We start from the raw sequence: 7,949 nt of genomic DNA on the forward strand, positions 1-7,949 counted from the left end.
ATGTTTATATAATTTCTTTTTCATATTATATTAATGTAACACTATTTTGGTTTAGAGGTATTATTTATGAACGTTATGATTTTAGCTATTGTGTTTATAGTCTACATTTTTGCTTTGGTTTTTGTAGGTTATTATGCATACAAAAAGACTAATTCCTCTGAAGACTTTATGATTGCTGGTAAAGATACGCATCCATTTATCATGGCTATGAGTTATGGGGCCACTTTTATTTCGACAGCAGCTATTGTTGGTTTTGGAGGAGTTGCAAGTGAATACGGTATGAGTGTTTTATGGTTGGCTTTTTTAAACATTATCATTGGTGTATTCATTGCATTTGTATTTCTAGGAAAAAGAACCCGTAGAATGGGTCACTCTTTAGGATCTTTAACATTTCCGGAGTTTTTAGGTAAACGTTTTAATAGTAAGTTTATTCATTACTGCTCAGGATTAATTATTTTTTGTGCAATGCCACTCTATGCGGCTGTTGTGCTGATTGGGGCTGCAAGATTTTTAGAATCATCTTTATTAATTGATTTTGGTATTGCATTGCTTATATTATCCATAATCATTACATTTTATGTATTGTTCGGAGGTATACGTGGTGTAATGTATACCGATGCATTGCAGGGAACAATTATGGTCATTGCAATGATTTTCTTACTCGTATATGTATATTGGTTACTTGGAGGAATCGATACTGCAAACACTGCTTTAACAAATATGGTTAATCTGTATCCTGCCGACGCCCTTGCTACTGGGGGAACAGGTTGGACGGCCTTCCCAGAGCTGGGAACTCCATTCTGGTGGTCACTTGTATCTTCAACTCTTATCGGAGTAGGTATTGGGGTACTTGCACAACCGTCATTAATTGTAAGATTCATGACAGTCAAATCCGATAAGGAATTGAACAGGTCTGTTTTGATTGGAGGCATTTTCATTGCAATCATGCCGACCACCGCATATATTGTAGGATCCCTTTCAAACGTATATTTCTATGACAAATTGGGAAAGATAGCCGTGGATGTAGTTGGGGGAAACATTGATAAGGTTATTCCGACATTCATTACAATGGCACTGCCTGAATGGTTCGTATACATTTTCCTATTATCTTTAATTGCGGCGGCAATGTCTACAATATCCTCACAATTGCACACCCAGGGAACTGCATTCGGTGTAGATATTTACGGAACAATAAGAGAAAAATCCAAACAGAAATTAGACCAGGTAAGCATTTCAAGAGTTGGTATTTTAATAGCTATTATCTTAGCATTGGTGATGGCATATTCACTTCCGGGAAGCGTAGTTGCACTAGGAACAAGTTTATTCTTTGAAATCTGTGCAGCGGCATTCCTGCCAGTATTTCTAGGGGCGCTTTACTGGAAAGGGATTACAAGACTTGGGGCTATTGCAGGTATTGTATCAGGAACATTCGTAAGTTTGTTCTGGTTAATGTTCGTATTCAAAAAGACTGCAGTAGGTCTTGGAATCTGTCATTTCATATTTGGCGTAGATACATTATTGCCGGCAGCACCATGGCCATTCATTGATGTGATGTTAATAGCGGTGCCGGTTTCTGCAATATTCACAATTGTAGTAAGTTTACTTACCAAACCTCCAGCTCAGGATGTGATTGATAAGGCATTTGAAGCTATTGACACAAAAGGAAGTGATGCATAATGATGATTTTAGGAATTGAGGATCCATGGATCTGGGGAGTATATCTGGGAATTATCTTATCCACACTTTTATGTGTTGTTTACGGTATTGTAAACTGGAATAAGGGAGATTAAATTATCTGTCTAAACAGGAAAGAAGGTAAAAATAACTTTCTTTGTTAAAATTGGACAATATGGGTATTGTTTATTATGTAAAAACAGATAGATATAAGAGTTATTGTGCAAATAACTCTATATTTTTTATTTTTATTCTATTAAACTTTATTTTGATGTTTTTTTTGTGCTGAATTTTCATAGGATCTTTATCAATATCGATTTTGTGTAATTTTCAGATATTTTTAGAAAATGATTATTTTTTTGGTGTTTAAATTGATGGAAGTGGGTTGTCTTTCTGGAACTTATAATTTCAATGCATCCTTTGAGCAACTGTGAATGCAGTTAAGGCATAATATGCATTCCGTTGCGTTTTCTCTTTTTCTTGAATTGTCCAGAATGTCAACATCCATCGGACATGATTTGATGCATTTACCGCAATCAACACACAAGTCTTCATCAACCTTTACCCTTAAAAGTGAGAAATAGCTGAATATTTTCAAAAACACAGTTATCGGACAAACGTATTTGCAGAATGCCCTGTTATCCTTTAACTTATATGCCAATATGATTCCGACAACATAATAAGTTAAATTTCCGGCAATGAATAGATAGTATATTATCAAATCCAAATTGGAAAGCTTTAAAATGAACAGTGAAGTCACACCACACAATATCACTAGAAAGATCACATATCTTATATATCCCCAGTTTTTCCTAGGGTTTTGCGGAGTCTTATATGGAAGCAAATCCAGTACCATCGCTGTCCAGCATGCATATCCGCACCATCCACGGCCAAACAAAAGAGGTCCAATAATCTTTGCAACTAAAAAGTGAACTACTGCCGCTTCAAAAACACCTAAAAACAGGTAATACCAAAATCCGCTCATGGATAAGTTTTCATGACCTGCAATTCCAATATAAAAAAATAGATAGCTTCCAACAGCCAGCAATATAATATTTCTTGCATATCTGTGCTTTCTTGCCATGAAAAACAATCCGATGGAAATGGCTGACCCGATATAAAGGAAATTGAATATGAAAAATGTATTTGAAGTGACCATATATATTACAACAGCTATCACAATAAATATGGCTTCCATTATTATTGGCGTTTTAATGTTCAGTTTGAACTCCTCCATGCGAATTTTCTTTAGGCAAATATTTTTATGACCTATAATAAAATTGATGTAAATTGTAAAACAAGGTTGCCACCACGACAAAAAGGCAACCCAATCCATCTGATATTCCCAATATTGATTGGAGTCATGAAAAATATATTTTTTTAAAAAATAAAAAAATAAATGCACTAACCTTTATTTAAAAAGGTTAGCTTCATGTAGTTTTTCTTCGAAATATTTGGTATGCTTATCAAATCTTTGTTTTAAAATGATTGCTAGGAGAGTTACAACCCCGCCCAATATCAATAGGAATACAAATGATGGTATGTAATTTGACCAGATTAAACCGAGTTGTGATTCACGTACAAGATTGATTGCATGGGTCATCGGTAAATATGGATATAATATCGCGAAGATTTTGTTCATGATCTCAACAGGATATATGCCGCCGGTACCGGATATCTGGAATACCAATAGGATAATTGCCACACCTTTTCCCACATCACCGAATACTGATATCAATGAATATACCAGCGTCATGAATATTATCGCAACGAAATAACATGAGAAAATGAACATTAAAGGATTGGCAATATCAATTCCAAGATGCCATGCACCGAGCAACGTTACTGTAGTCTGTAATATTGCCAGAATGTTGAACAGCAGCATTTTACCGAAGTACATTTCGTGAGGTGCAAATTTGGTGCCTATGCTTGATCCGGTACTTACAATTACGCATGTAATCAATGCACCAACCCACATGGATAAGACTATATAAAACGGTGAAACCTGGGAACCGTAACTGCTGGTTTGAAATTCCTCATTTCTGTCCAGTTTAACCGGAGCATAGAAATAGTCTCCGACTTGGGAGTCATTCAATCCGGTTACATCGGATAATCCACTTGCAGCGCCTGCCAATGATGAAGAAGCAGTAAACAATGCTGAAGCGGCGGAATTTGCAAGCAACTCAGCACCTGCTGCTAAACTTAAAGTGCCTTGGGATAATTCGCTTGCACCGCTGTTGAGTTTATTCGCACCATCAGAAACAGCATTAGCACCATCTGCCAAAGAAGTGGCTCCATTTGACACGGAATTTGCACCGTCAGCAACTTGATGAGCTCCGTTATCCAATGTATTTACCTTTTGAGAAATATTTGAAGCTTTATCATTGACTTTATTCATTTCATCTTTTATGAATTCGGAATGGCTGTGATTCTGAACATATTGGTTTACATTTGAAATTTCGCCAGTAACCTGATTGACTTTTGTAGATGCTTGGTGGGTTCCATCAGCAACTTGTCCTGCACCGGTAGCAACTTGTCCTGCACCGTTGGATAAATCATTGGCACCGTTAGCGACCCGATCAGCACCGTTGGCAAGGTCATTGGCACCATTGGATAATTGATTTGCCCCATCTGATACTGCGCCAGCACCACTGGAAACCTGGCCGGCACCATTGGATAATAGAACTGCACCGCTGGACATTTCAGATGCTCCGGAAGCCAATCCTGCCTGCAATTCACCAAGTTTACCATATGCCGCCACATTTATGAATGTGACTATTTCAGCATTGATATTATTATATACTGCCTTGGCAGCCGCGTCAGATAATTTGGCAGCTACAGGATATTTTTCATTAACGATATACTCCAAATGAGCTGAATGAGGGTCTTTTGTTGTTATCGATACAATCGATTCACTGAAATTGGCGGGAACTACTATTCCTGCATAATATTTTCCATCATGCACTCCCTGCCGCAATTCATCTGAAGTTACAAACACCCAGTCAAAATCAGTATTGTTCTTAAGCATTTTAACTAAATCATTACCGGCATTTAGGGTCATGTTTTCATATGTTGCCCCTTTATCTTCATTAGCTACTGCAAATTGGACATGGTCTGTGTTTTCATAAGGGTCCCAACATGCATAGATGTTAACCAATCCGTATAAAGAAGGCAAGATGATAATCGCTATTAAAAGAAGTATAACTATTGGATTGGTATATGAGGATTTGAAATCCGTAGTTATTATTTCCAATATGTTATGTCGACTGTGTATTATTCGCTCTATTAAATTAGCCATAATTAAATCCACCTAATTAAATTGATTTTTTTTAAATAGTTTTACTATAAGTTTAGTTTTTGAATTATTTAGTATAAAAAGGTATATAATTATTTTTAGTATTTTATTTAATATTTAGCAATTTTTTTTTGATTCAGTAGTATTGATTTGCTCAAAAAAATAGCATGTCAATTTTAAGAGTTTTTTTTTAACAAAATTTTTATATTAAAAATATAAACTAATCCACATGAACGATTTATTTGAAAATTTTGAAAGAATTCAAAGAAAGGACCCGGAATTTCATGAGATTTTTAAAAACTTTGCATTCAATGAAGTATTTGAATATTCCACTTTAAGCGAAAAAGAATCTATTTTGGTAATGTTAGCTTCTTTAATAGCTTGTCAATCACCAAAGGCTTTTAAAAAGATTTTAACTTCCGCTTTGGATAAGGACATCAATCCGGAAGAAGTTAAGGAATTGCTTTACCAATCAGTTCCATATGTAGGTTTTGGAAGAGCACACAATTTCTTTGGAGTTGTCATTAAAGTTTTTGACAAAAAGGGAATTGACCGGCCATCGGATAATCGGTCCAATACCAGTCAGGACAACCGATATGAAAGGGGCCGTGAAATTCAGGAAAACTATTTCGGCAAGGAAAATATGGAAATGATGAGAAATCAGACTCCCAACGACCAGAAACACTTCAACATATTCCTTGAAGGTTTTTGCTTTGGGGATTTTTATACACGTGACGGTCTGGACGACCAGCAAAGAGAGCTGATAACGTTCACGTTCATTGCAACTTTGGGGGGATGTGAAAATCAACTAAGAGGGCATACTCAAGGTAATTTGGCGGTGGGCAATGATAGAGAAAAATTAATTTCAGCCCTTACGGTAATAATGCCGTATATAGGCTTTCCAAGGACTCTCAATGCATTGGCAATTGTTAATGAAATCTGTAAATGAGGTGATTAAATGATTTATAAATGCACAATTTGCGGTCATATTCATAATGAAGAGGCAACTGGAATATTATTAACTGAATTAGATGCCTGTCCAATCTGCAAACAGGACATTTCAAAGTTTGTTGAAGTGGAAAACTCAAAATCAAGCGAAACTATAGAAATCAACACTGAACTTGCTTATGATAAGAACTATGCTAAAAGTGATAAGGATATAAGACAAATGGATGCAATTCACCAAATGGCGATTACCGGAGAGTCCATTGTTGAGGCAATGTATACGGAACTGCCGATGCCGAACTGGGATGATATTCTAATTTTGGGAAATCAGTTAAATCCACAGCCTCTGGATGGTGATGTTGATGTTAATACTCAAACAATCATCGGTAAGAATGCCAAAAGGCCGTTGGTCATAGAATCTCCGATTTATATTACTCACATGTCATTCGGTGCGCTTTCAAGAGAAACTAAAATTGCTCTTTCTAAAGGAAGTGCAGCTGTAAAAACCGCTCAATGCAGTGGTGAAGGAGGAATACTAACTGAAGAGATGGAAAACGCTTATAGATATATCTTTGAATATGTGCCAAACAAATACTCAGTAACCGAAGACAATTTAAGAAATGCCGATGCTATTGAAATTAAAATCGGTCAATCAACAAAACCGGGTCTTGGCGGTCAATTGCAGGGTGAAAAGGTTACAGATGAAATTGCCGAAATTAGGGGCAAAGCATTAGGCGAGGATATTCACTCTCCGGCCACAATTCCTGAAGTCAACTCAAAAGAGGATTTGAAAGATCTGGTGGATGATTTAAGAAAACGTTCACAGGGCAGGCCAATAGGCCTTAAGTTTGCCGCAGGAAGAATCGAAGATGACCTTAATCATATTTTATATGCTGGACCAGATTTCATTACAATCGACGGGCGAGGCGGATCAACCGGAGCCAGTCCAAAATTAATTCGGGATTCAACATCCGTTCCAACAGTATATGCTCTTTCAAGAGCTCGCAAATACTTGGATGAACATAAAAGCGATATTGATTTGACAATCACTGGAGGATTGCGTGTTTCATCAGACTTTGCTAAAGCCTTGGCTATGGGTGCTAATGCAATAGCTATTGGGACCGCGGCCATGATTGCAACAGCTTGTCAGCAGTATAAGATTTGTGATACCGGGGACTGTCCGGTTGGCGTTGCAACCCAGAACAAGGAATTAAGAAAAAGACTTAAAATTGAAACTGCAGCAAAAAGGGTTGAAAATTACTTAAGAGTTTCAACTGAAGAGTTAAAAACCTTTGCAAGAATCACGGGGCATGGTGATGTGCATGATTTGAATATAACTGATTTATGCACAATCAATTCTGAAATATCAGATTATACTGATATAAAACATGTTTAAAAAAAGTGGGGGTATTAATGTTTTTAACATTAATACTTGAATTCATATGATTCTTCTATTGCAAACATGTTTCTTATTTCGGCAGTTGCATCGTTAAGGAAGAATACGCCCATTTCCCAGCCATTGGCCTTGTAGGCTTCAGCAATTTCTGGCATGAGGTCAAATGCCTTTTCAACAACTGCTTCATTTTTAGTTAAGTCCGCAACACCATAATACCTTAAGAAGTGTTCTCCGTCCCATGCAGCTATTTCCGCATTTGGATTGGCTTGTAATTGTTTGTAAACTTCTTTGTGTGTTCCTACTCCAAAGTATATCTTGTCTTCAAATAGCAAATGGAAACCCAGTGGTCTTACTTTCGGTTTGTCACCATTGACTGTTGCAAGGTAAAATACTTCTGCTCTTGTTATTAGTTCATCTATTTTTTGGATATCTGACATTCAAACACCTCTGTTTTTAAATTATTGTTAAGACTATATATAAAAGTTCCATATTAACTTTATTATTTTCGCTTTTTGTTTATTGATTGTAAGATTTTTTACTTTCATAATTATTACATTAAAATTACTTATTTTTTTATTTTAATGGATTCTAATCGATAGTATATTTATCGATATGTATCATTTGGCATATACTTTTAAA

Annotated in this window: 7 protein-coding genes; 4 read left to right on the top strand and 3 right to left on the bottom strand. The window is 36.2% G+C overall.

The window, feature by feature from the left end; translation table 11 throughout:
• Positions 1-66: 66 nt before the first annotated feature.
• On the top strand, positions 67-1,677 hold the full coding sequence (locus ACKI4K_RS10195; protein ID WP_407424776.1) for a sodium:solute symporter: 1,611 nt from the start codon (positions 67-69) through the stop codon (positions 1,675-1,677).
• Positions 1,677-1,790, top strand: a complete 114-nt coding sequence (locus tag ACKI4K_RS10200) for a symporter small accessory protein (RefSeq protein WP_366664548.1) — start codon at positions 1,677-1,679, stop codon at positions 1,788-1,790. Before ACKI4K_RS10195 ends, ACKI4K_RS10200 begins: the two co-directional genes overlap by 1 nt.
• Positions 1,791-2,074: 284 nt before the next feature.
• Here the strand turns inward: ACKI4K_RS10200 and ACKI4K_RS10205 are convergent, their stop codons facing one another.
• Both ACKI4K_RS10205 and ACKI4K_RS10210 read right to left on the bottom strand, forming a co-directional pair.
• Positions 2,075-2,911, bottom strand: coding sequence for a 4Fe-4S binding protein (locus ACKI4K_RS10205; RefSeq protein WP_407424777.1), 837 nt, complete (start codon positions 2,909-2,911; stop codon positions 2,075-2,077).
• Positions 2,912-3,085: 174 nt separating this feature from the next.
• Complete coding sequence (locus ACKI4K_RS10210; RefSeq protein WP_407424778.1) at positions 3,086-4,972, bottom strand: YhgE/Pip family protein; 1,887 nt, start codon at positions 4,970-4,972, stop codon at positions 3,086-3,088.
• Positions 4,973-5,198: 226 nt separating this feature from the next.
• Here ACKI4K_RS10210 and ACKI4K_RS10215 point away from each other — a divergent pair, with 226 nt between their 5' ends.
• Both ACKI4K_RS10215 and ACKI4K_RS10220 read left to right on the top strand, forming a co-directional pair.
• Positions 5,199-5,918, top strand: coding sequence for a carboxymuconolactone decarboxylase family protein (locus ACKI4K_RS10215; RefSeq protein WP_407424779.1), 720 nt, complete (start codon positions 5,199-5,201; stop codon positions 5,916-5,918).
• Between the two features lie 9 nt (positions 5,919-5,927).
• Positions 5,928-7,310 (top strand): glutamate synthase-related protein, encoded by a 1,383-nt coding sequence (locus tag ACKI4K_RS10220; protein ID WP_407424780.1) that lies wholly within the window; start codon positions 5,928-5,930, stop codon positions 7,308-7,310.
• 29 nt (positions 7,311-7,339) lie between these two features.
• Here the strand turns inward: ACKI4K_RS10220 and ACKI4K_RS10225 are convergent, their stop codons facing one another.
• A complete protein-coding gene (locus tag ACKI4K_RS10225) occupies positions 7,340-7,747 on the bottom strand; it encodes a pyridoxamine 5'-phosphate oxidase family protein (RefSeq protein WP_407424781.1) in 408 nt (135 codons plus the stop codon).
• Between the last annotated feature and the right edge of the window lie 202 nt (positions 7,748-7,949).

This window comes from Methanobrevibacter sp. (genome assembly GCF_045644645.1).
Taxonomy (GTDB): domain Archaea; phylum Methanobacteriota; class Methanobacteria; order Methanobacteriales; family Methanobacteriaceae; genus Methanocatella.

What these genes read in the sequence shown, in the direction of transcription:
- ACKI4K_RS10225 (WP_407424781.1), bottom strand. Translation starts at nt 7,747, where the DNA reads ATGTCAGATATCCAAAAAATAGATGAACTAATAACAAGAGCAGAAGTA.
- ACKI4K_RS10220 (WP_407424780.1), top strand. Translation starts at nt 5,928, where the DNA reads ATGATTTATAAATGCACAATTTGCGGTCATATTCATAATGAAGAGGCA.
- ACKI4K_RS10200 (WP_366664548.1), top strand. Translation starts at nt 1,677, where the DNA reads ATGATGATTTTAGGAATTGAGGATCCATGGATCTGGGGAGTATATCTG.
- ACKI4K_RS10210 (WP_407424778.1), bottom strand. Translation starts at nt 4,972, where the DNA reads ATGGCTAATTTAATAGAGCGAATAATACACAGTCGACATAACATATTG.
- ACKI4K_RS10215 (WP_407424779.1), top strand. Translation starts at nt 5,199, where the DNA reads ATGAACGATTTATTTGAAAATTTTGAAAGAATTCAAAGAAAGGACCCG.
- ACKI4K_RS10205 (WP_407424777.1), bottom strand. Translation starts at nt 2,911, where the DNA reads ATGGAGGAGTTCAAACTGAACATTAAAACGCCAATAATAATGGAAGCC.
- ACKI4K_RS10195 (WP_407424776.1), top strand. Translation starts at nt 67, where the DNA reads ATGAACGTTATGATTTTAGCTATTGTGTTTATAGTCTACATTTTTGCT.